This window comes from Streptomyces sp. NPDC054975 (assembly GCF_053609105.1).
The window spans coordinates 54,070-79,940 of the sequence record NZ_JBSGWV010000017.1 but is presented as its reverse complement, the minus strand read 5'-3'; the positions used below and the strand labels follow the sequence as shown (position 1 = coordinate 79,940).

27 protein-coding genes and 1 pseudogene are annotated in these 25,871 nt (G+C 72.9%); 17 read left to right on the top strand and 11 right to left on the bottom strand.

The genetic code is table 11. The annotated features are described in order from the left end of the window. The first annotated feature begins 28 nt into the window (after positions 1 to 28). On the top strand, positions 29 to 721 hold the full coding sequence (locus tag ACWF79_RS17865; protein ID WP_453729038.1) for a pyridoxamine 5'-phosphate oxidase family protein: 693 nt from the start codon (positions 29 to 31) through the stop codon (positions 719 to 721). 18 nt (positions 722 to 739) lie between these two features. Here ACWF79_RS17865 and ACWF79_RS17860 read toward each other — a convergent pair whose 3' ends face one another. The 3 genes from ACWF79_RS17860 to ACWF79_RS17850 form a co-directional block, all read right to left on the bottom strand. Then, a complete protein-coding gene (locus ACWF79_RS17860; protein ID WP_453729037.1) occupies positions 740 to 1,384 on the bottom strand; it encodes a dihydrofolate reductase family protein in 645 nt (214 codons plus the stop codon). A 136-nt stretch (positions 1,385 to 1,520) separates the two neighbouring features. Further along, on the bottom strand, positions 1,521 to 2,327 hold the full coding sequence (locus ACWF79_RS17855; protein ID WP_453729036.1) for an RNA polymerase subunit sigma-70: 807 nt from the start codon (positions 2,325 to 2,327) through the stop codon (positions 1,521 to 1,523). Between the two features lie 32 nt (positions 2,328 to 2,359). Next, positions 2,360 to 2,758: a DUF6479 family protein gene (locus ACWF79_RS17850; protein WP_453729035.1), complete on the bottom strand. Its 399-nt coding sequence runs from the start codon at positions 2,756 to 2,758 to the stop codon at positions 2,360 to 2,362. Positions 2,759 to 2,906: 148 nt separating this feature from the next. Between ACWF79_RS17850 and ACWF79_RS17845 the strand changes: the two genes are divergently transcribed. Next, positions 2,907 to 3,416: a SigE family RNA polymerase sigma factor gene (locus ACWF79_RS17845; protein ID WP_453729034.1), complete on the top strand. Its 510-nt coding sequence runs from the start codon at positions 2,907 to 2,909 to the stop codon at positions 3,414 to 3,416. An 84-nt stretch (positions 3,417 to 3,500) separates the two neighbouring features. Next, a complete protein-coding gene (locus ACWF79_RS17840) occupies positions 3,501 to 4,790 on the top strand; it encodes a hypothetical protein (RefSeq protein ID WP_453729033.1) in 1,290 nt (429 codons plus the stop codon). 233 nt (positions 4,791 to 5,023) lie between these two features. On the opposite strand, the gene ACWF79_RS17835 is transcribed toward ACWF79_RS17840, so the two are convergent. The 3 genes and pseudogenes from ACWF79_RS17835 to ACWF79_RS17825 form a co-directional block, all read right to left on the bottom strand. After that, positions 5,024 to 6,721, bottom strand: a complete 1,698-nt coding sequence (locus tag ACWF79_RS17835) for a bifunctional 3'-5' exonuclease/DNA polymerase (protein ID WP_453729032.1) — start codon at positions 6,719 to 6,721, stop codon at positions 5,024 to 5,026. Positions 6,722 to 6,876: 155 nt separating this feature from the next. Then, positions 6,877 to 8,964 carry an FtsX-like permease family protein gene (locus ACWF79_RS17830; protein WP_453729031.1) on the bottom strand — a complete coding sequence of 696 codons (2,088 nt, stop codon included), beginning with the start codon at positions 8,962 to 8,964 and terminating at the stop codon, positions 6,877 to 6,879. A gap of 269 nt (positions 8,965 to 9,233) precedes the next feature. After that, positions 9,234 to 10,007 (bottom strand): annotated as a pseudogene (locus tag ACWF79_RS17825) (ABC transporter ATP-binding protein); the annotation flags it as partial. A 178-nt stretch (positions 10,008 to 10,185) separates the two neighbouring features. Here ACWF79_RS17825 and ACWF79_RS17820 point away from each other — a divergent pair. From ACWF79_RS17820 to ACWF79_RS17810, 3 genes are all read left to right on the top strand, one after another. Then, positions 10,186 to 10,314, top strand: a complete 129-nt coding sequence (locus ACWF79_RS17820) for a hypothetical protein (protein ID WP_453729030.1) — start codon at positions 10,186 to 10,188, stop codon at positions 10,312 to 10,314. Then, on the top strand, positions 10,293 to 11,432 hold the full coding sequence (locus tag ACWF79_RS17815; RefSeq protein WP_453729029.1) for a DUF2786 domain-containing protein: 1,140 nt from the start codon (positions 10,293 to 10,295) through the stop codon (positions 11,430 to 11,432). Before ACWF79_RS17820 ends, ACWF79_RS17815 begins: the two co-directional genes overlap by 22 nt. Positions 11,433 to 11,543: 111 nt before the next feature. Further along, complete coding sequence (locus ACWF79_RS17810) at positions 11,544 to 13,601, top strand: FUSC family protein (RefSeq protein ID WP_453729028.1); 2,058 nt, start codon at positions 11,544 to 11,546, stop codon at positions 13,599 to 13,601. A 39-nt stretch (positions 13,602 to 13,640) separates the two neighbouring features. Here ACWF79_RS17810 and rpsN read toward each other — a convergent pair whose 3' ends face one another. Both rpsN and rpmB read right to left on the bottom strand, forming a co-directional pair. Beyond that, positions 13,641 to 13,946, bottom strand: a complete 306-nt coding sequence (rpsN, locus tag ACWF79_RS17805) for a 30S ribosomal protein S14 (RefSeq protein ID WP_453729027.1) — start codon at positions 13,944 to 13,946, stop codon at positions 13,641 to 13,643. Then, the gene (gene rpmB / locus ACWF79_RS17800; RefSeq protein ID WP_453729026.1) at positions 13,946 to 14,182 is read right to left on the bottom strand and encodes a 50S ribosomal protein L28; all 237 of its coding nucleotides are present in this window, start codon (positions 14,180 to 14,182) and stop codon (positions 13,946 to 13,948) included. The genes rpsN and rpmB overlap by 1 nt, the downstream gene beginning before the upstream one ends. A 63-nt stretch (positions 14,183 to 14,245) precedes the next feature. Between rpmB and rpmG the strand changes: the two genes are divergently transcribed. From rpmG to ACWF79_RS17775, 5 genes are all read left to right on the top strand, one after another. Next, positions 14,246 to 14,410, top strand: coding sequence for a 50S ribosomal protein L33 (gene rpmG / locus ACWF79_RS17795; protein WP_453729025.1), 165 nt, complete (start codon positions 14,246 to 14,248; stop codon positions 14,408 to 14,410). A gap of 3 nt (positions 14,411 to 14,413) precedes the next feature. Further along, entirely contained in the window at positions 14,414 to 14,668 is a 255-nt protein-coding gene (locus ACWF79_RS17790) for a type B 50S ribosomal protein L31 (protein ID WP_453729024.1), read from the top strand. Beyond that, complete coding sequence (locus tag ACWF79_RS17785) at positions 14,668 to 15,816, top strand: CobW family GTP-binding protein (protein WP_453729023.1); 1,149 nt, start codon at positions 14,668 to 14,670, stop codon at positions 15,814 to 15,816. Before ACWF79_RS17790 ends, ACWF79_RS17785 begins: the two co-directional genes overlap by 1 nt. 3 nt (positions 15,817 to 15,819) lie before the next feature. Then, complete coding sequence (gene rpsR, locus ACWF79_RS17780; protein WP_137988604.1) at positions 15,820 to 16,059, top strand: 30S ribosomal protein S18; 240 nt, start codon at positions 15,820 to 15,822, stop codon at positions 16,057 to 16,059. Between the two features lie 189 nt (positions 16,060 to 16,248). Further along, entirely contained in the window at positions 16,249 to 16,461 is a 213-nt protein-coding gene (locus tag ACWF79_RS17775; protein WP_361957001.1) for a DUF397 domain-containing protein, read from the top strand. Positions 16,462 to 16,543: 82 nt separating this feature from the next. On the opposite strand, the gene ACWF79_RS17770 is transcribed toward ACWF79_RS17775, so the two are convergent. Next, the gene (locus ACWF79_RS17770; protein WP_453729022.1) at positions 16,544 to 17,077 is read right to left on the bottom strand and encodes an ATP-binding protein; all 534 of its coding nucleotides are present in this window, start codon (positions 17,075 to 17,077) and stop codon (positions 16,544 to 16,546) included. Positions 17,078 to 17,356: 279 nt separating this feature from the next. Between ACWF79_RS17770 and ACWF79_RS17765 the strand changes: the two genes are divergently transcribed. From ACWF79_RS17765 to ACWF79_RS17740, 6 genes are all read left to right on the top strand, one after another. Then, complete coding sequence (locus ACWF79_RS17765; RefSeq protein WP_453729021.1) at positions 17,357 to 18,229, top strand: helix-turn-helix domain-containing protein; 873 nt, start codon at positions 17,357 to 17,359, stop codon at positions 18,227 to 18,229. Between the two features lie 85 nt (positions 18,230 to 18,314). Next, positions 18,315 to 19,772: an aldehyde dehydrogenase family protein gene (locus ACWF79_RS17760; RefSeq protein WP_453729020.1), complete on the top strand. Its 1,458-nt coding sequence runs from the start codon at positions 18,315 to 18,317 to the stop codon at positions 19,770 to 19,772. A gap of 98 nt (positions 19,773 to 19,870) precedes the next feature. Further along, on the top strand, positions 19,871 to 20,410 hold the full coding sequence (locus ACWF79_RS17755; protein WP_453729019.1) for a DinB family protein: 540 nt from the start codon (positions 19,871 to 19,873) through the stop codon (positions 20,408 to 20,410). An 86-nt stretch (positions 20,411 to 20,496) separates the two neighbouring features. Further along, the gene (locus ACWF79_RS17750) at positions 20,497 to 21,138 is read left to right on the top strand and encodes a PadR family transcriptional regulator (protein ID WP_453729018.1); all 642 of its coding nucleotides are present in this window, start codon (positions 20,497 to 20,499) and stop codon (positions 21,136 to 21,138) included. A 130-nt stretch (positions 21,139 to 21,268) separates the two neighbouring features. Next, entirely contained in the window at positions 21,269 to 22,282 is a 1,014-nt protein-coding gene (locus ACWF79_RS17745; protein ID WP_453729017.1) for an ATP-binding cassette domain-containing protein, read from the top strand. Further along, complete coding sequence (locus tag ACWF79_RS17740) at positions 22,279 to 23,043, top strand: ABC transporter permease (protein WP_453729016.1); 765 nt, start codon at positions 22,279 to 22,281, stop codon at positions 23,041 to 23,043. The genes ACWF79_RS17745 and ACWF79_RS17740 overlap by 4 nt, the downstream gene beginning before the upstream one ends. Before the next feature lie 72 nt (positions 23,044 to 23,115). On the opposite strand, the gene ACWF79_RS17735 is transcribed toward ACWF79_RS17740, so the two are convergent. Together ACWF79_RS17735 and ACWF79_RS17730 are read right to left on the bottom strand one after the other, a co-directional pair. Next, the gene (locus ACWF79_RS17735) at positions 23,116 to 24,528 is read right to left on the bottom strand and encodes a glutamate decarboxylase (protein WP_453729015.1); all 1,413 of its coding nucleotides are present in this window, start codon (positions 24,526 to 24,528) and stop codon (positions 23,116 to 23,118) included. A 20-nt stretch (positions 24,529 to 24,548) separates the two neighbouring features. Further along, entirely contained in the window at positions 24,549 to 25,838 is a 1,290-nt protein-coding gene (locus ACWF79_RS17730; RefSeq protein WP_453729014.1) for an ion channel protein, read from the bottom strand. Positions 25,839 to 25,871: the final 33 nt, after the last annotated feature.

Genomic DNA, 25,871 nt, shown 5'->3' with positions numbered 1-25,871 from the left:
CGCCACCACCCCCGAAGAGGACGACACGATGAGCACCGCCTCCGAACGGATACCCGCCGCGGACGAACTGGCCGTGACCGAGCGGACCCGGCTGCGCCGGATGCGCCACAAGGGCAGCCACCGGCGGGCCGATCTGGAGGCGGTGCTCGCCGCCGGGTTCCTCTGCCACCTCGGCGTCACCGTCGACGGCACCCCGATGGTGGTGCCCACCGTGTACGGCACCGAGGGGGACTGCCTCTACCTCCACGGCTCCGTCGCCAGCCGCAGCCTGGTCCAGGCGCCCGACGCCACCGTCTGCGTCACCGTGACGCACGTCGACGGACTGGTTCTCGCCCGGTCCGTCTTCGAGCACGGAGTCAACTACCGGTGCGCGATGATCTACGGCGTTCCGCGCGAGGTGACCGACCCGGAGGAGAAGCTGCGCGGGCTGCGGGCGCTCACCGAGCAGAGCACGCCGGGCCAGTGGGAGTACGCCCGGCAGCCCAGCCGGAAGGAGCTGGCGGCGACCTCGCTGCTCGCCCTCGACCTCACCGAGGCGTCGGTGAAGATCGCCTCGGGCCCGCCGGACGACGGCGACAGCCCCGACGCGGAACTGGGTCTGTGGGCCGGGGTCCTCCCGCTCGTCACGACCTTCGGCACCCCCGTCCCCGACCCGGTCCTCCCGGAGGGCATCGCACCACCGGCGCACATCGCCGACCGCGCGGGCGGCCAGGTCGGCTGAAGCCTGCCTTCCCGACGCTCACCTACGCCAGAACAGGTGGTGCGTGACGCCGCTCGGGCTGGGCACCACCTCCAGGTGGAACCGGTCGAGGAGCTCGTCGGGCGACTCCCACAGCTGTGCGCCCGACCCGATCTCCATGTCGCAGACCGCCACGTGCAGGGTGTCCACGAGGCCGGCGTCGAGGAACTCCCGGACGGTGGTGGCCCCGCCGCCGAGCCGGACGTCCTTGCCCTCCGCGGCCTCCCGTGCCCGCGCGAGGACCGTGGCCGGGTCGGCGTCCACGAAGTGGAACGTGGTGTCGGAGAGCGAGAACGACGGACGCGGGTGGTGGGTCATCACGAACACCGGGGTGTGGAACGGCGGTTCGTCACCCCACCACCCACGCCACTCCAGGTCCTTCCAGGGCCCGCGCTGCGGACCGAACTTGTTCCGGCCCATGATCTCCGCGCCGATGTTGCGGGCGAAGTCCCGCGTGAAGTAGTCGTCGATTCCGCGGCTGCCGCCGTGGTCGGTGCGCATCGGCCAGCTCGCCGTGGCACCGGCCCAGGAGAACATGCTCCCGGGATCGGCGTGGCCGAAGGGCCTCTCGAGGCTCTGGTTCTCGCCGGCGCCGAAACCGTCGCGCGAGACGGTGAAGTTCATGACTCTGAGCAGCTGTTCCACGGGTCTCCTCCTGAGGCTGTCCGAAGGGCAGACCGCCCGTCCCGGCAGAACTCATCGCCGGCCACCGCCACCGGCACCCGCACCGCCCGGCGTGCGGGAGGGATGACCGCACGGCCAGTGGCCGAGCGGCGGCCCGTCAGTCGGCCAGGACGTCGATCTCCAGGCGGCCCAGGTGGTCCGGGTCCATCAGGACGTCCACGGCCGTGACGCGGCCGTCGATCACCGTGAAGGCGATCACCGACCGCACGTGGCCCTCCGGCTCACCTTCCGTGCCGCTCACCAGGCCGGCCGCGCCGTCCACCAGCGCCGGACGGGCCGTAAGGGCCCGCTCGGCGAGGCGCTCCGCGACCGCCCCGACGCCGTGGGCGGGCGTCGCCCCGGCCCGTACCGCCTCCGCGTCCGCCCGCAGGAGCACATCGTGGTCGAGGAGCGCGCGCAGCGCGAAGGGGTCCCCGTCCCGCACGGCGGCCAGCACCTGGCCGACGACCTCGCGCTGGCGCGGCAGGTCCGGCTCCGGCATCTCCTCCGCGTCCCGCACCCGCGTGCCCGCCCGGCTCACGAGCTGCCGGGTGGCCGCGGGCGCGCGCTCCACGACCTGCGCGATCCGGTCGACCGGCACGGCGAACATGTCGTGCAGCACGAACGCCACCCGCTCGGCGGGCGTCAGCGTGTCCAGGGCGGCGAACTCACGGGGCTCGTCCGCGGCCCACGGATCCCAGGGGTCGCTGCGCCGCGCCTCACGCGCCCGGAGCATCCGCAGACAGACAGCCGCGACCTCGACATCGGCATCGAGGTCGGCGCCCGTGCGGGCCTCCCGTACGGCCGCCTCCGCCCCGGCGGAGGAACCCAGCAGCCGGTACGCGATCGCCCGCGACCGCGACACCTGCTCCTCCTCGGTCAGGGACGACGCGCGATCGTCATGCCCCACCGCGTGCTCGGCCACCTGTCGGCCCCTGCCTCCTCAGCCACCCCACCTCAGTCGCCGTGGCCCGGCCCGCCGCTGCCGAAGCCGCCGCTGGAGATCCCGCCCCACTTGCGCTTCTCCTCGCTGGGCGGTTCGGGCGAGGTCTCCGTGCCCGACGTGCCGCCGTTCTTCAGCTCGTACGGCATGAGGCGGTGCTCACCGTCGGTGCGTGGCATCTCCGCCGGCCGGCGGTACTCGGACGTCTCGCCCGGCAGACCGCCCTCGGGCCGATGCGGCTGCTCCTCGGGATCGGGCGTCGGGGACTCCTTGTCCCTGATCCTCATCCCCAGCCAGAACGCGCCGATCAGTACGGCGACCACGATCAGGCCGCCGAGAACCTGGGCCAGCCCGGACTGCCAGACACCGGCCGCGGTCGTGACCCCTGCTGAATCCACGAGAAAAACGTTCATGTTCCAGAGATACCCAATCTGAGCAATCTAGGACATTCGAGTTCCCGCGAACTCGTACGAGCCTTGTCCGAAGGTCATGTGAAACATTTCCCGGGGCCCGTCGCGTCATGGGGGTGTAGGGGCGCGCATCGCGACGGAGGGGAGGGGCATGAGACAGTCCCGCGCGGACGAGTTCCTGGAGTTCGCAGCTGCCAGGACGGGTCATCTGTACCGGTCGGCGTGCCTGCTGACCAGCGGAGACACCCATCTCGCCGAGGACCTGGTGCAGGAGACGCTGGGCCGGATGTACGCCCTGTGGGGACGCGTGCACCGGATCGGCAACCCGGCCGGGTACGCGCAGACCGTCCTGGTCCGTACGTTCCTCAGCCACCGGCGGCGACGCTCCGCGTCCGAGCGTCCCCTGGGCGAGCTGCCCGACCGGGCCCCGGAGGGCGACGAGGATCCGACGCTGCGGATCGCCCTGCTCGCCGCGCTGGCGGCGCTCGCGCCGAAGGACCGGGCGGTGGTGGTGCTGCGGTACTGGGAGGACCGCAGCGTCGAGGAGACGGCCGACGCGCTCCAGGTGAGCTCGGCGGCGGTCCGTACCCGCTGCACGCGGGCGCTCGGCAAGCTCAGGGAGCGGCTCGGCGGCAGCATCGTCGACTTCGCACGCCGCTGACCAGGCACTTCGCAAGACCTTCGGCGCTCAAAGCTTCCGCATTCTTTCTTTCCTTCACTCATGAACCGGAGACGGTGATTCGGCATGCCTCTGAACGAGGGACACGACGGTTTCGAGGACGAGTTCGGTGAGGCCCTGCGCCGTACCGGTGACGGTTTCGCCGCCGAGGACGGCCGCGAGCTGGTGGCCGGTGGCCTGACCCGCGGCCGGCGCCGCGTGCGGCGCCGCCGCGTGGGCGCGGTGACCGGCGGGGTGGTGGCGTTCGCCGTGGTGGGCGTCGGCGGGGTCTACGCCGGTGGTCTGCTGGGTTCGGGCGGTGGTGGCGAGGCGAGCAAGGGCTCCTCGGTGGCCGCGCCGAAGGCCACGACCACCGCGCCTACGGCGCAGAAGCCCGGGATCGGGCCGTCGACCCTCAAGGTCAAGGACCTGGCGGCCGTCCTCAAGGCGAACACCCCCGCCGGCACGTGGACGATCGAGGGCGAAGGCGGGGTGGGCGAGTCCGTCGGCGGCGTCTACGACGACGGCAAGGGCAAGGCGGCCGTCTCCGTCGGCCTCTTCCGGGCGGGGGAGGGCGGGGAGGCCGGCGCGGACCAGGTGACGTGCCCGGACAAGGTGTACGTGCCGCACGACGCGTGCACCAGCGAGCGGCTGCCGAACGGCGACCGGCTGATGGTCTTCCAGGGGTACGAGTACCCGGACCGGCGCACGGACACGAAGAACTGGCGGGCGGTCCTGCTCACGCGGGACGGCTTCCTGGTCGACGCGAGCGAGTACAACGCGCCCACCGCGAAGGACTCCGCCGTCACCCGCACGAACCCGCCCTTCAGCCCGGCCCAGCTGAAGACGCTGGTGACGGCGGCGGGCTGGCGGCCGCTGTTCAAGCAGCTGGCGGTGCCGGTCTCGAAGCCGACCCCGGGGGCCGACCCGGTCGGCGCCCGGCCGCCGGAGCCGGACGGCGCGGCCGTCCAGGCGACCCTGCGCTCGCTGCTCCCGAAGCAGCTGACGGTCGTCTCCAAGGGCGGCGAGGGCGAGTTCGCGTACGTGGTCGTGAACGACGGCAAGGGCAAGAGCCTCGTCCAGATCAACGTCCAGAACGGCATGGACGACGTGGCGGGCCACATCGCCGCCGGCGGTACGAAGCTGCCGGACGGGCGGCTCGTGAAGGTGACCCAGGAGTCCGGCGAGAAGGGCGGCGCGGGCGTCGTCTCGTGGACGGCCGATTCCCTGACGAAGTCGGGCTTCCGGGTCGTGGTCTCCGCCTTCAACACGGGCGCCCAGCACGACGACGCGACCCGCAAGGCGCCCGCCCTGACCCTGGAACAGCTCAAGGCGATCGCCCTCAGCGACAAGTGGACGAAGTTCGCGGCGAAGTAGAGGGGGAGCGGCGCCGACGACGGCACGCTGAACCGTGCGCCCGGGCCGGGACCGACCCGGCGCCCCCCAACAAGGGCGTACCGCCGGCCAGCGCCCCGACCACACCACCCACTCCGATCTGCAAGAGTAACCAATCGCGGGGCGGGTGGGGGGGGGGGGGCGCCCCGCCCGCGCCCCGGCCCCCGGGGGCCCCGGGCGCCCCCCCCCCCCCCCCCACGGCCAAGGGGCCGGCCCTACTTGGCGTCCGCGTACCGCTCCACCGTGGCCGTCGTGAAGGGGAAGCGGACGGGGGTGGGGCCGAAGGCGATGCGGCCGGCCTCGTCCCCGGCCGCGCGGATCGCCTCGGTCACCGCCTGCGCCTCCTCCGCCGGGCAGTGCACGATCACCTCGTCGTGCTGGAAGAAGACCAGCTCGGCCCGCATCCCGGCCGTGGCGCGGCGCAGCGCGGCGAGCATCAGCAGGGCCCAGTCCGCCGCGCTGCCCTGGACGACGAAGTTACGGGTGAACCGGCCGCGGGCCCGGGCGTTCCCGGAGGCGTAACCGGGCGTGAACTCGCCCTCCCCGGCCGAGGGTTCGTCCCCGCTCTCCTGCGGGATCCCCGCCTCGTCGTCCTCGCCGGAGCCGACGGCCCGAGGGCTCGTCCGGCCGAGCCAGGTCCGGACGAGCCGCCCCTCCTCGCCGGCCTTCGCCGCGTCGTCCACGTAGGCAACGGCGCGCGGGAAGCGGCGGCGCAGGGCGGCCAGGTTCTTCAGGCCGTCTCCACTGGTCTGCCCGTAGATCGCGCCGAGCAGGGCGAGCTTGGCGTGCTCGCGGTCGCCGGAGAAGCCGCGGTCCGACAGCCGGGTGTACAGGTCGTCGGGGTGTCCGGCGACCTCCATCAGACCGGGGTCGCGGGAGATCGCGGCGAGGACCCGGGGCTCCATCTGGTCGGCGTCGGCGACGACCAGCCGCCAGCCCTCGTCGGCGACCACGGCCCGCCGGATGATCTTGGGGATCTGCAGCGCGCCGCCGCCGTTCGTCGTCCACCGTCCGCTGACCGTGCCTCCGGGCAGGTACTCGGGCCGGAAGCGGCCGTCGCGCACCCAGTCCTGGAGCCAGGACCAGCCGTGCGCGGTCCAGATCCGGTACAGCTTCTTGTACGCGACGAGGGGCGCGACGGCCGGGTGGTCGATCTCCTCCAGCTCCCAGCGGCGGGTGGACCGCAGCCGGATCCCGGCCTGGGCGAAGGCCTTGACGACGTCGGCGGGCAGGTCGGGGCGAACGCGGCGGCCGAACGCGGCGGAGACCTCGTCGGCGAGCTCGGCGAGGCGCCGGGGCTCGCCGCCGCCCGCGTACCGCTCGCCGAGCAGCTCGCTCAGGAGCTCCCGGTGCACGTCGGCCCGCCAGGGCAGACCGGCCCGGTGCATCTCGGCGGCGACGAGCATCCCGGCGGACTCGGAGGCCGTGAGCAGCCGCATCCGCCCCGGGTGCTCGGCCTTGTCATGGCGGGCCTGCTGCTCCGCGTAGACGGCGAGGAGGTCCTCGAAGGAGACGGGCGGGGCCGTGGGTCTCGCCTCGAAGAGGGAGTCCTGCGAGCCGGGCTCGGCGGCTCGCTGCGGCGGATCGGGCGGCACCGGAGCGTTTCGCAGCCGCGCGAGCGCGGCGGCGGCGGACCGGGGCTCGCCGAGCCGCCCCTCGTGGCCGAGCAGGAGCCCTTCGGCGACCTCGATGTCGTAACACCGCTCGACGCGCACCCCGGCGGCGAGGAGCCGGGGATGGATCTCGGTGGTGGACCGCCACACCCAGCGGGCGACACCGGGCCGGGAACGGACGGCCTCGACGAGGTCCGGCTCGCGCAGAACAGGCCCGGCGGGCAGCGCGTCGGGACCGAGGGGAACGAGCCGCGCTCCCTCCCCCTCCGCCTCGGCGGCCACCACCCACCTCTCGCTCACGGGTGCGAGTCTGGCACCCACCACTGACAACGCAGGGCAGCGACGGGCCCCGGCCGGCCCGGGCGTGGAGACGGGCAAGGCCGGCCGTGGCGAACGGACGGGGCGGTGACCCGGCTCCGACCCCGGTCACCGCCCCGTTCACCCACCTTCGCCGCTCAGCGCGTCGCGCGCCACGCGGGGAGGGCGGAGGCGGCCGCCGCGACCAGGGCGCAGGTGGTCGCCGTCGCGGCCACCGTCTGCCAGGGGACGAAGAGTGCGACCGGCGCCGAGAGGGTGGAGAGGGCCACGGCCTGGACGGCCAGACAGAGCGCCGTCACCGCCAGGCCCAGGACCGCCCCGATCGCCACCGCAAGCGCGGACTCGCCCGTCACGACCCGCACGACCTGGGCGCGGGTGGCGCCGGCCAGGCGGAGCGCGGCCAGTTCTCCGCCCCGTACCGACGTCGCCATCAGCAGCGTGTTGGCCAGCGCGATCACCGTGTAGACGAGCGCGATGCCGAGGACCAGGAGCAGGCCGAGGCGGGTCTCGCGGCTGGTCGTCGGGTGTTCGGCCCGTGCCCACTCCTCGACCGTGCGGACGGTCCCGCCGGCCCCGGAAAGCGCCTCCGGCGCCACGCCCCGCGCCTCGATCCGGTCCACGACCGCCCCCGGCGCGTTGGCCCGCGTCACGTACGGCCCGTTGTCGCCCGTTCCGAGCGCCAGGACCGCCACCACCCGCAGCGGCACCGGCCCGCTCCCGTCCGCGCGCCACACCTCCACCACGTCGCCGACCGTCCGCCGCTCGAACTCCTCGTTCACGACGATCGACCGGTCGTCCAGGTCGCCCACGTCGCCCGCCACCACCGGCAGCCGCGCCAGCTCCGCGAACGCCGCCGGGTCCGACACCGCCCGCGCCCCGTACTTCACCAGCGCCTCCGCCCCGTCCCGTACGAAGACGGAGGTGGCGCCCGTCGCCGACGCGCCCGCCACCGGCCGCAGTTCGTCCCCCGTCACCACCCACTGCGCCCGCGTCTGCTCCCGCGCCTCCGCCGCCTTCGTGCCGGTGACCGTCGTCGCCGACCCGAGCAGCGAGCCGGCCAGCGCCACCGTGACGAGGACCGGCGCGGCGACGGCTGCGGTACGGCGGACGGCCGCCGCGCTGTTCTCCCGTACGAGCATCCCCGTCACCCCCGGCAGCCGCAGCGCCCGCGCCACAGGCCGCACCAGCAGCGGCGAGAGCAGCGCGACGCCGGTGATCAGAAGCATCGGCAGGGTCGTGTACGTCTTGCGCTTCAGCAGCTCCGACGGCTCGGTCGCACATGTCCACACCAGCAGCCCCGCGCCCGCCACCAGCAGCCCCGTACCGAGCAGCGCCCGGCCGAGCGGCAGGACGTCCGTGTCGACGTCCGCCTCGCGCAGCGCCGCCGCCGCACCGACCTTCCCCGCCCGCCGCGAGGCGGCGAAGGCGCCGGCGAGGGCGACGGTCACCCCCGTCCAGAACGCGGTGTGGAAAGGCCACGAGGCCCCGCCGATCGCGAACCACTCCGGCGCGAACTCCTCCTCCACGAGCATCCGCGCCAGCCACGGCGCCCCCCACGCCCCCAGCGCGCACCCGGCGGCCGAGGCGAGCACCCCGACCCCCGCCGCCTCCGCGAGCAGCATCCGCCGCACCTGCCCCGGCGTCGCGCCCGCCATCCGCAGCAGCCCGAACTCGCGCCGCCGCAGAGCGACCGCGAACGCGAACGTGGAGGCCACGACGAAGACGGAGACGAAGGTGGTGACGCCTCCGGCGGTGCCGAGCAGGGCGTTGAGGGCGACGAGCGCCTCGGCGTCCCGCTCCGGTTCGGGGTCGGCGAGCCGCCGCTCGTTCCCGGTGAGGACCTGGGCCCGTTCCCCGACGACCGTACGCACCTCGGCGACGGGCCCGTGCACGCCGACGGCGTCGGGGCCACCGGCCGTCGTGACCGGCCAGCGGGCCTTCAGCTCGCCCAGCAGTTCGATATCCACAGGCTGTGGACGGTCGAGCTTCCGTGAGGCCGTGGCGGTGTCCGGCCCCCGCCGTACCTCGACGGTGACCGCGTCCCGCCCCTTGACGACGACCGGCGCGTCCGCGAACCGCTGCGGGGCGCGCTCGGGCGCGTCGAAGGTGGCGGAGAGGCCGAGACCCATGGTCGTCAGGAGCCCGACACCGAGGGCGAGGGCGACGAAACTGCCGAGGAAGGCGGCCCAGCGGGCCCGCAGTCCGGAGAGAACGACGGTCAGCACGGGAGAACCTCCTCGCCGGAAAGGTTCTCGGCACCGAGGGTGGGAGCCGCGCCGGAACGTCCGGAAGCGCCGGAGCCGCCGGAACGGCCGGAAGCGCCGGAGCCGCCGGAACGGTCGGACGCGCTGGAGCCGCCGGAACGGCCGGACGCGCCGGAGCCGCCGGAATGGTCGGACGCGCCGGAAGCACCGGAGCCGACGGAGCCGGCGAAACCGCCCGTACGGCCGCCCCTACCCGCACAGCCCACACCGTCCGCAGGGATCGCCGTCCCCGTCTCCAGTCCGGCCATCCGCGCCGCGACCCCCTCCACCGTGGGCCGGTGCAGCTCTCCCGCCAGGCGCCCGTCGACCAGGAAGACCACCCGGTCCGCGCGTGCCGCGGCCATCGGGTCGTGGGTGACCATGACGATCGTCTGGCCGTCCCGGTCCACGAGCTCCCGCAGCATCGTCAGCACCTCGCGGCTGGTGGTGGAGTCCAGGGCCCCGGTCGGCTCGTCGCCGAAGAGGACCGCCGGGCGCGTGATCAACGCCCGGGCGATCGCGACCCGTTGCTGCTGTCCGCCGGAGAGCTCGCCGGGCCGGTGCTTCTCCCGCCCGCCGAGCCCGACCCGTTCCAGCGCCGCCCGCACCTCGCCCCGCGAGATCCGCCGTCCCGCGAGCCGCAGCGGCAGGGCGACGTTCTGGGCGGCCGTCAGGGAGGGGAGCAGGTTGAAGGACTGGAAGACGAAGCCGATCCGGTCCCGCCGCAGGAGCGTCAGCCGCCGCTCGCTCAGCCCTTCCAGGGCGACCCCACCCACCTCGACCGTGCCGCCCGTGGGCCGGTCGAGGCCGGCCGCGCACTGCAGGAGCGTGGACTTTCCGGAGCCGGAGGGCCCCATGACGGCGGTGAAGGTCCCGGTACGGAAGTCCAGGTCGACGCCGTCCAGGGCACGGACGTCGCGGTGGTGGCGCCGGAGGCCGCTGAGTCGAACGGCGGTCTCGGAGCCGGTGACAGCGGAGCCGGAGGACGTACCGAAAGGCGCACCGGCGGAGGTCGTTGAGGTCATGGCTCAAGCGAACCGTTTCCGCGCCCCCCGATCACGACCCCTGGTGGGCCTCTGAACGGTAGGCCTGGCCCTACCCCCGAGGCACCGGTGACGAGCGGCGTGGTCCCCCTGGTTTCGTGGTTCCGTCCGGTGAGTCCATCCTGGAGGCAGCGCGCGGATCTTGTCAGGAGGCACATTCATGTACGAGGGGCTGACGGAGACGGGGCACGGCATGACGCACCTGATCAAGCAGCTGATGGACTGGTCGCTCGACCACCGTGCGGTGATCGGCCGGGCGCGCGAGGAATGGGACGCGAAGCAGCAGTGAGCGAGACGGTGGACCGAGCTCTCAGGACGGCCCTGTACACGGACGAGGACACGCCCCTGGACACGGCGGCGTCGCTGCTCGCGGCGGACCGGTCGGCGGACGCGGCACTGGCGCGCCGTGGCGAGGAGTTCGTACGGCAGGCATGGGAGCGGGGCTGGCAGCCGGCGGATCTCGTACGGCTGGTGCGGCGGGAGCTGGCGGAGGAGCACGTACGGCTGGCGGGGTCCTTGATCGCGGCGGAGACGGCGGGCTACGCCCACCTGCCGCACCGCTGGCCGTCCCAGCTGGCGGACCTGGAGACGACGCCGGTTCGCGCGGACCGTTTCTCCTCCGCGACGACGGCGCTGGAGCTGTACCGGCTGCTGGTCAGGCTGCCGTCCCTGGAGCCGGTGGGCCCGGTGCCGGGCGACGCGCTTCCGGCGCCGGCGGCGGGGGAGCCGCGGATGCTGACGCGGGTACGGGCGCTGCTGGCGAAGGCCGAGGCGACGGGGTACCCGGAGGAGGCGGAGGCGCTGACCGCCAAGGCCCAGGAGCTGATGGCCCGCCACAGCCTGGACGAGGCGGCGCTGGCGGCGCGTACGCCCTCGGGGGACGCGCCGGGGGCCATGCGGATCGGGGTGGAGCCGCCGTACGAGCAGGCGAAGGCGATCCTCCTTGACGCGGTGGCGACGGCGAACCACTGCCGGGCGGTGTGGAACGAGCCGTACGGCTTCTCGACGGTGGTCGGTTTCGAGGCGGATCTCGACCCGGTGGAGCTGCTGTACACCTCGCTGCTGGTGCAGGGGACGGCGGCGATGACGCGGGCGGAGGCGGAACAGCGGGCGGGCGGAAGGAAGCGGACGAAGTCCTTCCGGCAGTCCTTCCTTCTCGCGTACGCGAACCGCCTGGGCGCCCGCCTCGCGACGACGACCCGCCGCGTGGCCGCCGAGACCCCGACGCTCCTGCCGGCCCTGGCGTCCCGCGAGGTGGCTGTGACGTCCCGCGCGGACGAGATGTTCCCGCACACCCGCACGACGCGCGTGCGCGCCATGTGGGACGAGGCGGGCTGGACCCACGGCACCACGGCCGCCGACACCGCCCGCGTCCACCCCCACCGCGACGAACTGGACACTTCTTAGCCCTCCGCACGGCGACCCCGGTACCCGGGCCTCCCCTGGCGAGGCCTGGGGCTGCGGACCCCTACGGGGGAAATATCCCCTTTGGTGAGGGTTCGCCGATAGGCTCGGCGCATGAGCTGGCCGCGGGCCCTGAAAGCGACCGCCCGTTCCGGGCTCACCGTCGAGCGGCGCCGCCTCGAACCGCTCGTCGCCGCCCGCGCGGCCCTCGGCCTCGCCCTCGTCGTCGGCGCGGCGCTCGCGCTCCTGGGCCCCGCCGCCGCAGTCAGCTCCGCGTTCGGTGCCTTCCAGGCCGCCATCGCCACCTTCCAGCGTTCCTGGCGCCCCCGCCCCACCCTCGCCCTCGCCTCCGGCGCCAGCCTCGCCGTCTCCACCTTCCTCGGCTACGTCACCGGCGCCGGCGCCCACCCCGCCCTCTTCCTCGCCCTCCTCGTCGTCTGGACCTTCCTCTCCGGCCTCGCCTGGGCCGCCGGCCCGACGATCGGCATCATCGCCTCCTCCAACGTCGCGATGATGCTGGTGACCGTCACCCTCCCCACCTCCGTCGCCGGCGCCGCCGGCCACGCCGCCATGATCGCCGTCGGCGGCCTCGTCCAGGCCGCACTCGTCGTCCTTCTCCCCGTCCGCCGCTGGGGCGCCCAGCGCGACGCCCTCGCCGACGCCCTCGCCGCCGAGGCGGACTACGCCCGGCGCCTCCGCCACGACCCCACCGCCTCCTTCGACCCCGTCCCCCTCATGACCGCCCGCAGCGCCGCCGCCGTCACCCCCCGCCAGGCCCGCCGCCGCCCCGCCGAACTCCACGGCGCCCGCGGCCTCGCCGAGCGCATCCGCCCCGTGCTCGCCTCCCTCGCCGACCCCGCCGTCGGCGCCCCCGCCGAGGGCCCTGGGCGCGCCCGCGTCCGCGAACTCCTCGCCGCCGCGGCCGCCGTCCTGGACGCCGCCGCCCACGCGATCCGGCACGGCGAGCCCGTCGACCTCCCGCCCGCCGCCGTCGCCGCCCTCCGTACCCCCGACACCGGCGCCATCCTCAGCGGCCCTCCCCGCCGCGCCGCCGTCCGCCTCGCCGCCCTCCTCGACGACGTCGTCGAGACCGCCCAGCCCCGCACCGAGACCGCCTCCGACGCCCGCGCCCGCCCCACCCTCGTCCGGCTCGTCCCCGTCGTGGCCGCCCGCATGCGCGCCGAACTCCGCCCCGACTCCCAGGTCTTCCGGCACGCCGTCCGCGTCACCGCCGTCACCGCCGCCGGTTACGTCCTCGGCTCGGCCCTCCCCCTCGGCCACGGCTACTGGGCACCGATGGCCTCCGTGATGGTCATGCGCCCCGACTTCTCGCAGACGTACTCCCGCTCCGTCGCCCGCCTCGGCGGCACCCTCGTCGGCGTCGCCCTCGCCACCGCCGTCGTGCGGACGGCAGACCCCGGCGTGTACGCCTCCGCCGCGCTCGCCGTGGCCTGCGCCTTCGGGATGTACCTGCTGATGCGCACCGGGTACGCCATGAGCCAGGTGTGCGTCGCCGCGTACGTCGTCTTCCTGCTCGGCATGGGCGGTTCGGCCTGGACGCAGACCGTGTACGAACGCGTGGTCCTGACCCTCCTCGGCGGGGTCCTCGCGATGCTCGCGTACGCCGTCTACCCGGCCTGGGAGACGCCCCGCCTGCGCGGCCGCCTCGCCGACTGGCTGGTGTCCGACGGCCGTTACGCCGCCTCCGTCGTCGCCCACTACGCCCACCCGGCCGGCCCGGTCTGCGCCGATGTGCGCGAGGCGCTGCTCGACACCCGCGCCGCCCGGATCGCCTGGCAGGAGGCCCTGGACCGGGCGACCCACGAACCGGTGCGCCATCGCGGTCTCTCCCGGGCGGCGGCGGACGACGCGGGGCATGCCCTGGCCCAGTTCGGCAGGGTCGCCATGCTGATGGAGGCGCATCTGCCGGAACGCGGCGCCCCGCCCGTCCCGGCCGCGGCGACCCTCGCGGAGGCGCTGCGCCACGCGACGGAACGGGGCGGGAAGGCGGTACGGGAGGGCAGGGCGCCGGAGTGGGACGAGCTGCGCGAGGTGATCGCGAGCCACGGGCCCCTGCTGGAGGACCCGCTGCTGCGCAAGAGCGCCGGTCTGCTTCTGGACGCCTTGGACGCCCTGTCGGACGCCCTCGCCAGCCCCACGCCCCCCACCTGACACAGAGGGCCCGGCCCAGGGCCCGCCCCCCGAGTCCGCCTACCAGGAAGCCTTACGCACCCCCGGCAGGAACCCCGCGTGCGCCTGCTCCCGCAGCCGTACCCGGGAGATGCCGAACTTCCTCAGGTGCCCCCGCGGCCTCCCGTCCACCGCGTCCCGGTTGCGGACCCGCGTGGCGCTCGCGTCCCGGGGCTGGCGGCGCAGCTCCCGCAGCGCCGCCTCGCGTTCGGCGTCCGGAGTGGACGGCCGCCGGATGATCTCCTTGAGTTCGGCCCGCCGCGCGGCGTACCGCTCCACGACGTCCTTCCGGCGCTCATTGCGCGCGATCTTGCTCTTCTTCGCCATCAGACCCGCACCCCCCGCGCGCGGATCCGGGCCACCGCGGCCTCGATCCCGATCGTGTCGACGGTCTTGATCGCGCGGGCGCTCAGTGTCAGCCGGACGTACCGGCCCTCGCCGGGGAGCCAGTAGCGCTTCTTCTGGATGTTCGGGTCGAACCTCCGTGACGTGCGGCGGTGCGAGTGCGAGATGCGGTTGCCGAAGCCGGGCCGGGCGCCGGTCAGCTGGCAGTGGGCGGACAAGGGTGACCTACCTCTCCGAGGAGTTATTGGTAATGGGAACCATGTTCATTTACTGTACACACCATGGCCCGCAACGAACTCCGCCCGATCGTCAAGCTCCGGTCCACGGCCGGTACCGGCTTCACCTACGTCACCCGCAAGAACCGCCGCAACAACCCCGACCGCCTCACCCTGCGCAAGTACGACCCGGTCGCCGGCCGGCACGTCGACTTCCGAGAGGAGCGCTGAACCATGCAGAACGGCATCCACCCCGCGTACGGCCCGGTCGTCTTCCGTGACAAGGCCGCCGACTTCGCGTTCCTCACCCGGTCCACCATGACCAGCGAGAAGACGATCGAGTGGGAGGACGGCGACACCTACCCCGTCGTCGACGTCGAGATCTCCTCCGTGAGCCACCCCTTCTACACCGGCACCGCGCGTGTCCTCGACACCGCCGGCCGGGTGGAGCGCTTCGAGCGGCGTTACGGACGGCGCGAGGCGCGCTGATGTCCGCAGGCCCCTCCGTCACGCCCTCCCTCTGCGTCGCCGTCGTCGGCGGACTCCACGCCGACGCCCGCCGCGCCGCCGTGGACCGGCTCCTGGCCACCGTCCCCGGCAGCGTCGCGCTCCACCACGACCTCGCGACCGCCCCGGAGACCGGGACCGTCGCCCGTACGGTCCGCGACGCCACCGGGGTCCTGTCCACCGGCGAGACCCCGCTGGTCAACGACTGCGCCTGCTGCGCCCTGCGCGAGGACCTCGTCCCCGAGCTGCGGCGGCTCGCCGACGCCGGGCTCACCCGCCTGGCGGTCGTCGAGCTCTGGGACTCCGTCGAGCCCAAGGCGATGGCCGAGGTCGTGGTGGCGGCCGGACTCCGGCTCACCTCCGTGATCACAGCCGTCGACCCGGCGCTGGTCCTGCCCTACCTCGGCAACGGCGACGACCTCGCCGACGTCGGACTCGCGGCCGCCGCCACCGACCAGCGCACCGTGGCCGACACCTGGGCGCGCCAGCTGGAGTACGCCCCCGTCCTGGCCGTCGTCGACAGTCCCGAGGCCGACGAGGAGGACCGCGCGCTGCTCGCCCAACTCCACCCCACCGCCCGCCGGGTGGCCGGTACGGAACTGGCCGCCGCCGCTCTCGCGGGCTTCGACGTCGAGGCCGCCGCGGCCGCCCAGCATCCCGCCTGCGCGCTGCTGCCCCAGGAGGCCGACGACAGCGGGGTGACCACCTTCGTCTGGCACCACACCCGACCGTTCCACCCGGAGCGGCTCTACGCGGCGCTGGAGGATCTGACCTGCGCCGCCGCCCGCAGCCGGGGCCGGTTCTGGCTCGCCGACAAGCCCGACGTCCTGCTGCACTGGGACGCGGCGGGCGGCGCGCTCTGCGTCGAGAGCGCCGGCCCCTGGCTGGCCTCCCTGCCCGACGCCGCCTGGGAGATGATCCCGCCGATGCGCCGGGCCGCCGCCGCCCTGGACTGGCACCCCGAGCACGGCGACCGCTGCCAGCACCTCGTCTTCACCTCGCCCGGCCTGGACCGTGAGGCCCTCGCCGAGGTCCTCGACTCCTGCCTGCTCACCGACGCCGAGTACGCCGCCGGGCGCGAGGCCTGGAAGCTGCTCCCGCCCGCCTTCGACTCCCTCCTGGAGGTCTGACCCGTGCCCCCCAAGTCCCCCCGCAAGCCCGCCAAGCCGCGCCCGAACCCCCTGGACCGCGACGGCATCACGTACATCGACTACAAGGACACCGACCTGCTGCGGAAGTTCATTTCCGACCGGGGGAAGATCCGAAGCCGTAGGGTGACGCGGGTGAGTGCGCAGCAGCAGCGCCAGATCGCCCGGGCCGTCAAGAACGCCCGGGAGATGGCACTCTTGCCATACTCGTCGGTAGCTCGCTGAGTCGGGCCTGAGCGGGACGCGGGCCGGCCCAGGTCGCAGCCAGTCGCGTAGTCGACACGCCACCCCGCGTGCACGTGCATCTGCTCATGCATTGGCATATGAACACAGCTATGATCCGAGGAAGTTGACACCTGCAACAACCGTCTCGGGGAGCTACCAGTGCATCATGCGCATCACGCGTACAACGGCATGGCGGCCACGGAGCTCCAAGGTGTGGTGTGGCAGAAGAGCCGGCACAGCAACTCGCAGGGCTCCTGCGTGGAGTTCGCCAAGCTGCCGGGCGGGAACGTCGCCGTACGCAACTCGCGCCACCCGGACGGGCCCGCGCTCGTGTACACGCCCGCCGAGATAGAGGCGATGCTTCTCGGCATCAAGGACGGCGAGTTCGACCACCTCGTGTGATCCGTAGGGATACCGACGAGAGAGGGCCCCGGCGGCAATCCCGCCGGGGCCCTCTCTGCTTCACGAGCACGAGCTACACGCGTCACTCCGGCCCGATGCGGAAGAGCGCCCACACCACCTTGCCCTGGAGCGTCCCCGCCAGCGGGTGCCAGCCCCAGCTGTCGCTGAAGGAGTCGACGAGGAACAGCCCGCGGCCCGACTCCGCCGCGAAGTCCTCGTCCCCCTCCCGCGTCTCCGGGCTCTTGTGGCTCGGGTCGCGCACCGCGCAGACCAGTCGGCTCGTCCAGCGCATCAGGTGCAGGCGGACCGGGGGAGTGTGCCGGCCGCTCCCCTCCTGCGAGCCCCGCGCGCCCTCGGCGTCGTGGGCGGCCGCGTCCGAGGGGAGCGCGTGGCGCAGGGCGTTGGTGACGAGTTCGGAGACGACGAGGGCGACATCGTCGAAGCGTTCGGTGAGATCCCACTGCGCGAGCGTGGCCCGGGTGAACTTCCGTGCGCCGCGCACCGCTTCGTACGCGGGGGGCAGGGCGCAGGAGGCGGAGTTGGAGACGGCGGCGGGATCGATCGGCGGAAGCCCCTGCCGTAACGGCTCGAGCATGGTCGATCCATTCGTCCCCATGCGAGGCACTCCCGGGAATCGCGGCGAATCGCGGATGTGGTGCGGTTGCGCGGGGCCCATCGTTCCGAATGCGACCACTGGATGCAAGGGCAGATGCACGTGCACGCGCCCGGCCTGTCCGCGCACGAGCGGATTCTGTGCATATCTTCCCGCGCCACTTTCGCCTTGATCAGGAAGTCGCCCTGAAGTTGCCGTCTTTCCGTAATCGAATGTGTACGGGCTGAAGCGTTTAGTGGCACAATCCGGGGGCCCGAGACCCGCGAAGGAGAGGCTGGAGCCGTGACCGCAGTCGAATCGAGCGGAGCGAGCGGAAGCGTCGTGCGGCGCATCCTGCTGGGTTCGCAGCTGAGGCGGTTGCGCGAATCGCGCGGCATCACCCGCGAGGCGGCCGGCTACTCGATCCGTGCGTCCGAATCCAAGATCAGCCGTATGGAGTTGGGCAGGGTGAGCTTCAAGGCCAGGGACGTCGAGGACCTCCTCACGCTCTACGGGGTCAGCGACGAGGCCGAGCGGGGCTCGCTGCTCGGCCTCGCCCGCGAGGCCAACGTGGCGGGTTGGTGGCACAGTTTCGGCGATGTGCTGCCCGGCTGGTTCCAGACGTACATCGGCCTGGAAGGCGCCGCCTCCCTCATCCGGATCTACGAAGTCCAGTTCGTCCACGGGCTGTTGCAGACCGAGGCGTACGCGCACGCCGTCGTCAGCCGCGGCATGCCCGAGGCCCCGGCCGGCGAGATCGACCGCCGCGTCGCGCTGCGCCTGGAGCGTCAGAAGGTGCTCGTCTCCGAGCGCGCCCCGCACTTCCACGCGGTCCTCGACGAGGCCGCCCTGCGCCGCCCGTACGGTGACCGGGCCGTGATGCAGGGCCAGTTGCGGCATCTGATCGAGATCTCCGAGCATCCGCACATCACGCTCCAGGTGATGCCCTTCAGCTACGGCGGGCACGCGGGCGAGAGCGGCGCGTTCACGATGCTGAGCTTCCCGGAGTCCGACCTCTCCGACGTCGTCTACCTGGAGCAGCTGACCAGCGCGCTGTACCTCGACAAGCGCGAGGAGGTCGCCCAGTACGCGCGTGTGATGGAGCGGCTGGCCGACGAGAGCCCCGATCCGGCCGAAAGCCGTGATCTTCTCCGAGGGCTCCTCCAACTCACCTAGGACGTAAGTACGATGACGTGACATCAGTCGCTTCGCGTCACAGTCGCCACAGCGTCCGCCACCGCGGGTTAAGGGGTCTCGCCTCATGTCCTACTTCACCGACCTGGCTCACCAGTACATAGACGGCGAGTGGAAGCCGGGCAGCGGCTCGTGGGACATCATCGACTTCAACCCGTACACCGGGGAGAAGCTCGCCTCGATCACCGTCGCCACCGCCGACGAGGTCGACCGCGCCTACCGGGCCGCCGAGCGCGCCCAGCACGCGTGGGCCGAGACCAACCCGTACACCCGCCGGCTCGTCTTCGAGCGGGCCCTGCGGATCATCGAGGAGCGCGAGCGGGAGATCGGCGACACGATCATCGCCGAGCTCGGCGGTACGCGCCTGAAGGCGGACTTCGAGCTGCACCTCGCCAAGGAGTTCCTGCGCGAGGCGATCCACCTGGCCCTGCGCCCCGAGGGCAGCATCCTGCCCTCGCCGGTCGACGGCAAGGAGAACCGCGTCTACCGCCTCCCGGTCGGTGTCGTCGGCGTCATCTCCCCCTTCAACTTCCCCTTCCTCCTCTCCCTCAAGTCCGTCGCGCCCGCGCTCGCGCTCGGCAACGCGGTCGTCCTCAAGCCGCACCAGAACACGCCGATCTGCGGCGGCACGCTCGTGGCGAAGGTCCTGGAGGACGCCGGTCTGCCGGCGGGTCTGCTGAACGTCGTCGTCACCGACATCGCCGAGATCGGCGACGCGCTGCTGACCCACCCCGTCCCGAAGGTCATCTCCTTCACCGGTTCCGACAAGGTCGGCCGTCACGTCGCCACCGTCTGCGCGCAGCACTTCAAGCACGCCGTCCTCGAACTCGGCGGCAACAGCGCGCTCATCGTCCTCGACGACGCCGACGTCGACTACGCCGTGGACGCGGCCGTCTTCAGCCGCTTCGTGCACCAGGGTCAGGTCTGCATGGCCGCCAACCGGATCCTGGTGGACCGCACGGTGGAGGAGGAGTTCACCGAGAAGTTCGTCGCGAAGGTGAAGACCCTGCGCGTCGGCGACCCGGCCGACCCCGCCACCCACATCGGCCCGCTCATCAACTCCCAGCAGGCGGAGTCGGTCTCGGCCGTCGTCGAGCAGGCGGTCGCGGCCGGTGCGACGGCGCTGCTGCACGGCTCGGCCGACGGGAACGTCGTCTCTCCGTCGGTCCTGGGCGGCCTCCCGGCCGACGCGGCGGTCCTCGGCCAGGAGATCTTCGGCCCGGTGGCCCTCCTCATCCCCTTCGACGGTGAGGAGGAGGCGGTACGGATCGCCAACGACACCCCCTACGGGCTGAGCGGCGCCGTCCACACGGGTGACGTCGAGCGGGGTGTACGGGTCGCCAAGCGCATCCACACCGGCATGATCCACATCAACGACGGCACGGTGAACGACGAGCCGATCGTGCCGTTCGGCGGCGAGAAGCACTCGGGCGTCGGTCGGCTGAACGGCGACGCGATGATCGAGGCGTTCACCACCCAGAAGTGGATCTCGATCCAGCACGGCCGGACCTTCTTCCCGTTCTAGGTTCCAGGACCGTATCTGTCCTCAAGGGCTCGTAGCGTGAGGGGTGTCGGGGGAGGCCAGCCCCCGGCGCCCAACGAGACGTCTGGAAGGCGGACATCATGGTTGCTCTTGTTCCCGCGGAGGCCCAGGGTGACGAGCGCGGAGCGTTCCTCAACTTCGTGGAGGCCCAGCGGGCCGCGATCCGCCGCGCCGCCCTCGGCCTCACCGAGGAGCAGGCGGCGAGTCGCCCCAGCGCCAGCACGCTCAGCCTCTCCGGGCTGATCAAGCACGTCGCGGAGGTCGAGCTGAACTGGCTGCGGCTGGCGCAGCGGCGCGCGAACGAGAAGCAGCGGTCCCGGGAGACCTGGGCCGACGGCTTCCGGCTCGTGGAGGGCGAGAGCGTCGCCGAGACGCTGGCCTTCTGGGAAGGCGTGGCCAAGGAGACCGAGGACTTCGTCCGGACCGTGCCCAGCCTGGACGAGACCTTCCCGCTGCCGCCGGCGCCCTGGTTCCCGAAGGACGGCCAGGTCTCGATCCGCTGGATGCTGCTCCACCTCGTCCAGGAGATGGGGCGGCACGCCGGGCACGCGGACATCATCCGGGAGTCGCTGGACGGCAAGGACTCCTTCACGCTGATCGCGGAGGAACAGCGGCGGTGACGCGAGCGGTCTTGACGCGGCAGTGGCGATGATGCCCTCGGGGCGATGGCGCGTACCCTAGTCAAAATTGACTAGGAGGTGCGAGGGTGTCAGCGATCCGGCTACTTGTCCTCGGCGCGGTGCGCCAGCACGGGCGGGCCCACGGCTACCAGGTCCGTAACGACCTGGAGTTCTGGGGCGCGCACGAGTGGTCCAACGCCAAGCCGGGCTCGATCTACCACGCGTTGAAGCAGATGGCCAAGCAGGGCCTGCTGCGCGCGTACGAGATCGCGCCGAGCACGGCCGGCGGCCCGCCGCGCACCGAGTACGAGGTGACGGACGAGGGTACGGCGGAGTACTTCGCGCTGCTGCGTGAGGCGCTGACCACGTACGACCAGAAGATGGACGTCCTGTCCGCGGGGATCGGGTTCATCGTGGACCTGCCCAGGGCGGAAGCCGTGGAGCTGCTGAGGCGGCGGGTGCGGGCGCTCGACGAGTGGCGTGAGGCCGTCACGGAGTACTACACCCCCGAGGGCGGCCCGCAGCAGCTCGGGCACATCGGCGAGATCATGCACCTCTGGGTCCACTCCGCCGACGCGGGCAAGGAGTGGACGCTCGGGCTGATCGAGCGGATCGAGGCGGGCGCGTACACCTTCGCGGGCGAGGGTGAGCCCTTCGTGGGGGTGCTCGCCGAGGGTGAGGAGAACCCGTTCGCGACGGGCGAGCCGGACCCGGAGGGGGAGGCGTGAGTCCTCGGAGACGGAAATCCTCCGCATCCCTCCGGACGCGGAAAACTCTCTAATCAAGTTTGACTAATCGAGCCGACGGGCATACCTTCGGCTTAGTGGTCAAGTTTGACTACTGGGCTGGGAGGCTGGAATGACTGACGCGATCGTCGTCGAGGGCGCGCGGAAACGGTACGGGGACAAGCAGGCGCTCGACGGCCTCGACCTGGTCGTGGGGCGCGGCACGGTGCACGGGCTGCTCGGCCCCAACGGCGCGGGCAAGACCACGGTGGTACGGATCCTGGCCACCTTGTTGCGGGCCGACGAGGGCCTGGTGCGGGTCGCTGGATTCGACGTCCGGAGCCAGGCGGCCGAGGTGCGGCGCAGGATGGGGCTCCTCGGGCAGCACGCGGCCGTCGACGAGGAGCTGAGCGGCCGGCAGAACCTGGAGATGTTCGGGCGGCTCTATCATCTGGGCGCCCGCCGGGCGGGCGCACGGGCCGACGAGCTCCTGGAGCGGTTCGGGCTCGCGGACACCGGGCGCAAGCCCGTCAAGCAGTACAGCGGCGGCATGCGCCGGCGTCTCGACCTGGCGGCCTCGCTGATCACCGACCCGGAGGTGCTCTTCCTGGACGAGCCCACGACCGGGCTCGACCCGCGGGGGCGGGGCGAGGTGTGGGAGTCGGTGCGCTCGCTGGTGGGCGGCGGGACGACCGTCCTGCTCACCACGCAGTACCTGGAGGAGGCCGACCAGCTCGCCGACCGGATCTCGGTCGTCGACCGGGGCCGGGTCGTCGCCGACGGAACGGCCGACGAGCTGAAGACGAAGGTGGGCGGCGACCGCATCGACGTCGTCCTGCGCGACGCGGGGCGGCTCACCGAGGCGGCGGCGCTCCTGCCCGCGCCCGCCTCGGGGATCGCCGTCGACACGGACCGGCGGCGGATCAGCGCACCGGTCACGGACCGGATGGCGGCGCTGGCCGAGACCGTACGGGCCCTGGAGGCGGCCGGGATCGAGGCGGAGGACATCGCCCTGCGGCGGCCGACCCTCGACGAGGTCTTCCTCCACCTGACGGGCGACGAGGCACGGGACGCGGCGCGCGACGGCGTACGGGACGAGAAGAAGGCAACGGCGGAAGCGGGCTCGGAATCGGAGGCGACGGTATGAGCGTGGCGTATGTGATGAGCGACTGCTGGACCATGACCCGGCGGGAGCTGGCCCACTGGGCGCGTCAGCCGATCGTGATGGTGGTCGGGCTGGCCTTCCCGATCATGATGCTGCTGATGTTCGGCTACCTCGTCGGCGGAGGGCGGGGGATCGAGGGCGAGTACGTCGACTTCCTCGTGCCCGGCATGCTCACGCTGACGATGGTCTTCGGCCTCGAGGCCACGATGACGGCCGTCACGCAGGATCTCAACAAGGGCGTGATCGACCGGTTCCGCTCGATGCCGATGGCCGACGGGGCCGTCCTGGTCGGGCGTTCGGTCGCCGACATGCTCCAGTCCGCGGCCGGGCTGCTGCTGATGGTCGGCGTCGGGTGCGCGATCGGCTGGCGGGCACACGGCGGATTCGGGGCGTTCCTCGGAGCGCTGGGGCTGCTGCTCCTGCTCCGGTTCGCGATGCTCTGGATCGGGATCTTCCTGGCGATGGTCGCGGGGCGGCCGGAGTTGGTGATGGCCGTGCAGATCCTGGTCTGGCCGGTCGGCTTCCTCTCCAACGCCTTCGCCTCGCCCGAGTCCATGCCGGGGTGGCTGGGCACGGTCGTGGAGTGGAACCCGATGTCGGCGACGGCGACGGCGGTACGGGACCTCTTCGGCAACCCGGGCGGCGAGCCGGGCCACGCGCTTGCCGCGGTGGTGTGGCCGCTGGTGCTGCTCGCGGTCTTCTTCCCGCTGGCGGTACGGAGGTTCAGGCGGCTGAGCGCGTAGCGCCGGACGGCGACGGGTTCCGCCGCGGCGGCGCCGGAACCCGTCGCGCCAGGACGCCGCCCGCCTCCGCGCTCAGTGGTGGAAGGAGGTGGCGGCCCCTCGGTCCTGGGTCGACGGGCCGGGCTGGCGCCGGAGTTCGGGAAGGAGGCGCCGCAGGTCCTCGGTGAACAGTCCGGCGAGGTCGGCGGAGAAGCCGTTGCGGCACACCACGCGCAGCACCGACAGGTCCTCCCGGTTCGCGGGGAAGGTGTACGCGGGGACGAGCCAGCCGCGCTCCCGCATCCGGCGCGAGACGTCGAAGACGTCGAAGCGGGTCGTGTCCTCGGCGGTGGTGAACGCGAAGACCGGCAGCTGGTCGCCCCGGGTGAGGAGCCGGAAGTCGCCCATCGCCTCGATCCGTTCGGCGAGCCCCCGGGCGACGTCACGGGTGGCCTGCTGGACCGCCCGGTAGCCCTCCCGGCCGAGCCGCAGGAACGTGTAGTACTGCGCGACGACCTGGGCGCCCGGCCGGGAGAAGTTGAGGGCGAAGGTGGGCATGTCGCCGCCCAGGTAGTTGACGCGGAAGACGAGCTCCTCGGGGAGTTCGGCGGCCGAGCGCCACAGCGCCCAGCCGACACCCGGATAGACCAGGCCGTACTTGTGGCCGGAGGTGTTGATCGAGGAGACCCGGGGCAGCCGGAAGTCCCAGACCAGGTCGTCGTCGAGGAAGGGGGCGACCATCGCGCCGGACGCGCCGTCGACGTGGACGGGGATGTCGAGGCCGGTCCGCTCCTGGAGGGCGTCGAGCGCGGCGCAGATCTCCGCGACCGGCTCGTAGGAGCCGTCGAAGGTGGAGCCGAGCACGGCGACCACGCCGATGGTGTTCTCGTCGCAGAGCGCGGCGGCCGACTCCGCGTCCAGGTGGAAGCGGTCGCCCTCCATGGGGACGAGCCGGGGCTCGACCTCCCAGAAGGTGCAGAACTTCTCCCAGCAGACCTGGACGTTGATGCCCATCACCAGGTTGGGGCGGGCGCTGCCCGGGTAGCGGTCGGCGTTCCGCCCGGCCCAGCGGCGCTTGAGGGCCATGCCGGCGAGCATGCACGCCTCGCTGGAGCCGGTGGTGGAGCAGCCGACGGCGGCGCCGGGGTCCGGCGCGTTCCACAGCTGGGCGAGCATGGCCACGCAGCGCCGCTCCAGCTCGGCGGTGCGCGGGTACTCGTCCTTGTCGATCATGTTCTTGTCGCGGCACTCGGCCATCAGCACACCCGCCTGGGGCTCCATCCAGGTGGTGACGAAGGTGGCGAGGTTCAGCCGGGAGTTGCCGTCGAGCATCAGCTCGTCGTGGACGAGCTGGTAGGCGCTCGTCGGCGGCAGCGGTCCGTCGGGGAGCCGGTGGCGGGGCGGCGCCTCGGTCATGCCGCCGACCGGGTTGGCCTCCCCGTAGAACGGGTTGAGGGCGAGGTGCCGGTCGGTCTCGGGCTCGCCGTGACCCTTGTGCAGCGGCATCGGGACTCCTTCGGGGGTTCTCAGCGCAGCGGGGCGCCGGACTCGTCCAGTTCGAGTTGGGGGCGGCCGGTGACGACCAGCCAGGCGGGCAGGGAGGCAAGGCAGAGCAGCGCGAGCATGGCCGGGGAGGAGGCGAGGACCGCGGCGACGAAGAGGCTCAGCCAGCCCTGCCGGGTGGTCGCGAGCAGCACGCCGAGCACGGCGGAGGAGATGGCGACCGCCGGGTGGATCTCCGTGACCAGGGCCTGGGCCAGCAGGCCGAAGGCGACGCCGATGAAGACGGCGGGGAAGATCCGGCCGCCGACGAAGCCGCAGGAGGCGGCGACGAGCAGGGCGACGATCTTGACCACGGCCATCCGCGCCAGCTCGCCGGAGGACCAGCCGCCGATGTTCGACGCGAGCTCCTTCATCTCCTCCAGCCCCTTGAAGAGCGTCAGGTGCCCGCCGAGCGCGCCCAGCAGCCCGAGGACCAGACCGCCGGCCGGCAGCATCAGCATCGGGTGCCGCAGCCGTCGGAAGGCCCGGTGGACGTGGGGGAGGCCGTAGCAGCAGAGGAGGCCGAAGAAGGCGGCCGCGGTGGCGACGGTCAGCGAGGCGAGCAGATCGCCCCACCCCGGGTCGGCCAGCTGGGGCAGCGACAGGTCGAAGCTGGGGTGCGCGACCAGCGCCGTGGTCATGGCGCCCGCCCCGGCGGCGACGAGCGGCGCGAAGAGCCGGTCCCACAGCGAGCCGGGGCCCGGCTGGTGGACGAGCGCCTCGGAGATGACCAGGGCGGCGGCCACCGGGGTGCCGAAGAGGGCGCCGATGGTGGCGGCGGAGGCCAGGGCGACCCAGAAGGCGCCCGGCGCGTTCGGCTGCGCCTTGCGCCCGAGCCAGTAGGCGAGGGCGATGTTCGCGGCGATGATCGGGTTCTCCGGGCCGAGGCTGACCCCGCCCGCCAGCGTGAGCGTCCCCGCGAGCAGCAGCCCTGGGACGACCGAGGGGGCGATCGGGGCGTCGCCGAGACCGGCCGAGGACGGATCGGGGCCCGCGTGCCCGGGGACCTTCCAGACGACGAGGCCCACCGCGACACCGGTCGCGGTGAGCATCACGATGATCCAGAGGGACGAGAAGCCGCCGATGCCGAGAGCGTCCGGCAGGGTCTCCCACAGCACGTGCTGGAACTCCTCGGAGACCCAGCTGACCCCCAGGAAGAGCAGGCTCGCCAGCACGCCCACGACGAGGGCGGGCAGGACCTGCGGCAGCAGGACACGGACGGGCGCCTCGGGGACGCGGGGTGGGGGCGCGGACGACGGGGTATCGGGAGCCACCGCCCCACCATAGGTGTACAAATGCCGCACAAC

Excerpts from the sequence above, each read along its gene's own strand:
- ACWF79_RS17865 (WP_453729038.1), top strand. The coding sequence starts at position 29 with ATGAGCACCGCCTCCGAACGGATACCCGCCGCGGACGAACTGGCCGTG.
- ACWF79_RS17850 (WP_453729035.1), bottom strand. The coding sequence starts at position 2,758 with ATGAACGTTTTTCTCGTGGATTCAGCAGGGGTCACGACCGCGGCCGGT.
- ACWF79_RS17845 (WP_453729034.1), top strand. The coding sequence starts at position 2,907 with ATGAGACAGTCCCGCGCGGACGAGTTCCTGGAGTTCGCAGCTGCCAGG.
- ACWF79_RS17840 (WP_453729033.1), top strand. The coding sequence starts at position 3,501 with ATGCCTCTGAACGAGGGACACGACGGTTTCGAGGACGAGTTCGGTGAG.
- ACWF79_RS17820 (WP_453729030.1), top strand. The coding sequence starts at position 10,186 with ATGTACGAGGGGCTGACGGAGACGGGGCACGGCATGACGCACCTGATC.
- ACWF79_RS17815 (WP_453729029.1), top strand. The coding sequence starts at position 10,293 with ATGGGACGCGAAGCAGCAGTGAGCGAGACGGTGGACCGAGCTCTCAGG.
- ACWF79_RS17810 (WP_453729028.1), top strand. The coding sequence starts at position 11,544 with ATGAGCTGGCCGCGGGCCCTGAAAGCGACCGCCCGTTCCGGGCTCACC.
- rpsN (WP_453729027.1), bottom strand. The coding sequence starts at position 13,946 with ATGGCGAAGAAGAGCAAGATCGCGCGCAATGAGCGCCGGAAGGACGTC.
- rpmG (WP_453729025.1), top strand. The coding sequence starts at position 14,246 with ATGGCCCGCAACGAACTCCGCCCGATCGTCAAGCTCCGGTCCACGGCC.
- ACWF79_RS17790 (WP_453729024.1), top strand. The coding sequence starts at position 14,414 with ATGCAGAACGGCATCCACCCCGCGTACGGCCCGGTCGTCTTCCGTGAC.
- ACWF79_RS17785 (WP_453729023.1), top strand. The coding sequence starts at position 14,668 with ATGTCCGCAGGCCCCTCCGTCACGCCCTCCCTCTGCGTCGCCGTCGTC.
- ACWF79_RS17775 (WP_361957001.1), top strand. The coding sequence starts at position 16,249 with ATGGCGGCCACGGAGCTCCAAGGTGTGGTGTGGCAGAAGAGCCGGCAC.
- ACWF79_RS17770 (WP_453729022.1), bottom strand. The coding sequence starts at position 17,077 with ATGGGGACGAATGGATCGACCATGCTCGAGCCGTTACGGCAGGGGCTT.
- ACWF79_RS17760 (WP_453729020.1), top strand. The coding sequence starts at position 18,315 with ATGTCCTACTTCACCGACCTGGCTCACCAGTACATAGACGGCGAGTGG.
- ACWF79_RS17755 (WP_453729019.1), top strand. The coding sequence starts at position 19,871 with ATGGTTGCTCTTGTTCCCGCGGAGGCCCAGGGTGACGAGCGCGGAGCG.
- ACWF79_RS17745 (WP_453729017.1), top strand. The coding sequence starts at position 21,269 with ATGACTGACGCGATCGTCGTCGAGGGCGCGCGGAAACGGTACGGGGAC.
- ACWF79_RS17740 (WP_453729016.1), top strand. The coding sequence starts at position 22,279 with ATGAGCGTGGCGTATGTGATGAGCGACTGCTGGACCATGACCCGGCGG.
- ACWF79_RS17735 (WP_453729015.1), bottom strand. The coding sequence starts at position 24,528 with ATGCCGCTGCACAAGGGTCACGGCGAGCCCGAGACCGACCGGCACCTC.